Annotated in this window: 2 tRNA genes and 2 rRNA genes; all 4 read left to right on the forward strand. The window is 47.8% G+C overall.

Features of this window, described 5'->3' with window-relative positions:
- A 16S ribosomal RNA gene (locus B853_RS15865) occupies positions 1-205 on the forward strand; the annotation flags it as partial.
- 68 nt (positions 206-273) lie between these two features.
- Positions 274-350, forward strand: a tRNA-Ile gene (locus B853_RS15870).
- Between the two features lie 39 nt (positions 351-389).
- Positions 390-465, forward strand: a tRNA-Ala gene (locus tag B853_RS15875).
- Positions 466-725: 260 nt separating this feature from the next.
- A 23S ribosomal RNA gene (locus tag B853_RS15880) occupies positions 726-1,688 on the forward strand; the annotation flags it as partial.

Consider the following 1,688-nt stretch of genomic DNA (forward strand, 5'->3'; position numbering starts at 1 on the left):
GAATCGCTAGTAATCGTGGATCAGAATGCCACGGTGAATACGTTCCCGGGCCTTGTACACACCGCCCGTCACACCATGGGAGTGGGCTGCAAAAGAAGTAGGTAGTTTAACCTTCGGGAGGACGCTTACCACTTTGTGGTTCATGACTGGGGTGAAGTCGTAACAAGGTAGCGCTAGGGGAACCTGGCGCTGGATCACCTCCTTATACGATGATTACTCACGATGAGTGTCCACACAGATTGATACGGTTTATAAAGTAAAAGAGACGATACTGGGTCTGTAGCTCAGGTGGTTAGAGCGTTCGCCTGATAAGCGAGAGGTCGGTGGTTCGAGTCCACTCAGACCCACCAATTTCCTTTGAAGTTGGTATGCAGTATCGACACCTTGATGGGGCTATAGCTCAGCTGGGAGAGCGCCTGCCTTGCACGCAGGAGGTCTGCGGTTCGATCCCGCATAGCTCCACCATCTTTAAGTGTTCTTGCAAAAGAATCTTTAAAAATGGTTTCATTAAGAAATCTGCTCTTTAACAATTTGGAAAGCTGACAAATCAACAATTTATTGTTGATTGTAAAGTTCTCAATGTTTGTCTTTATGACAAACACCAATAAAACACATTCAAGTGTTCTTGGAATTTGAGTCCGGCAAAATCGAGTCTGCATCATGTATAAAAATTGCAGACAACTTTGGTGACTTGTTCATCAACTCGAAACTCCTTCGGGTTGTATGGTTAAGTGACTAAGCGTACACGGTGGATGCCTTGGCAGTCAGAGGCGATGAAGGACGTATTAACTTGCGATAAGCCCAGATTAGGTAGTAAAAACCATTTGAGTCTGGGATTTCCGAATGGGGAAACCCACTTGCATAAGCAAGTATCCTGTTGTGAATACATAGCAACAGGAGGCGAACCGGGGGAACTGAAACATCTAAGTACCCCGAGGAAAAGAAATCAACCGAGATTCCGAAAGTAGCGGCGAGCGAAATTGGACTAGCCCTTAAGCTTTATACACGTTAGACGAACGGTCTGGAAAGTCCGACGATACAGGGTGATAGTCCCGTAGTTGACGATGTGTGTTCAGTGAAATCGAGTAGGGCGGGACACGTGTTATCCTGTCTGAATATGGGGGGGGACCATCCTCCAAGGCTAAATACTACTGACTGACCGATAGTGAACCAGTACCGTGAGGGAAAGGCGAAAAGAACCCCTGTGAGGGGAGTGAAATAGAACCTGAAACCGTGTACGTACAAGCAGTAGGAGCAGGCTTTGTCCTGTGACTGCGTACCTTTTGTATAATGGGTCAGCGACTTATATTCAGTGGCAAGGTTAACCATCTAGGGGAGCCGTAGGGAAACCGAGTCTTAACTGGGCGTTCAGTCTCTGGATATAGACCCGAAACCAGGTGATCTAGCCATGGGCAGGTTGAAGGTTGAGTAACATCAACTGGAGGACCGAACCGACTAATGTTGAAAAATTAGCGGATGACTTGTGGCTAGGGGTGAAAGGCCAATCAAACCTGGAGATAGCTGGTTCTCCCCGAAAGCTATTTAGGTAGCGCCTCGGACGAATACTACTGGGGGAGAGCACTGTTAAGGCTAGGGGGTCATCCCGACTTACCAACTTGTCAAACTCCGAATACCAGTAAGTACTATCCGGGAGACACACGGCGGGTGCTAACGTCCGTCGTGGAGAG

This window comes from Vibrio rotiferianus CAIM 577 = LMG 21460 (genome assembly GCF_002741985.1).
GTDB classification, from domain to species: domain Bacteria; phylum Pseudomonadota; class Gammaproteobacteria; order Enterobacterales; family Vibrionaceae; genus Vibrio; species Vibrio rotiferianus.